The following is a 280-nucleotide window of genomic DNA, read 5'->3' as shown; positions in this document are numbered from 1 at the left end:
AGGAGCGCCCTAGGGTAAAACTGGTAATTGGGGCTAAGTCGTAACAAGGTAGCCGTACCGGAAGGTGCGGCTGGAACACCTCCTTTCTGGAGAGAATGTTTCTTTCGAGGTTATTCTTTGTGCCTGTTTGTTTATAAGATATAAAGAGAGAAAGAAGAAGCCGAGTCTGATCAAGACAAGGTTGAACTGAATCCAGAAGCTAGTCCTATAGCTCAGTTGGTTAGAGCGCTACACTGATAATGTAGAGGTCGGCAGTTCAACTCTGCCTGGGACTACGATG

At 46.4% G+C, this 280-nt stretch carries 1 tRNA gene and 1 rRNA gene; both read left to right on the top strand.

Annotated elements, in window-relative coordinates:
* Positions 1-86: ribosomal RNA gene (locus O6P32_RS13610) — 16S ribosomal RNA — on the top strand; the annotation flags it as partial.
* A 115-nt stretch (positions 87-201) separates the two neighbouring features.
* Positions 202-275, top strand: a tRNA-Ile gene (locus O6P32_RS13605).
* Positions 276-280 lie beyond the last annotated feature (5 nt).

This window comes from Phocaeicola acetigenes (assembly GCF_027529745.1).
Classification (GTDB): domain Bacteria; phylum Bacteroidota; class Bacteroidia; order Bacteroidales; family Bacteroidaceae; genus Phocaeicola; species Phocaeicola acetigenes.
Note: the sequence above shows the minus strand (reverse complement) of the source record. Positions and strands in the feature narration are given on the sequence as shown.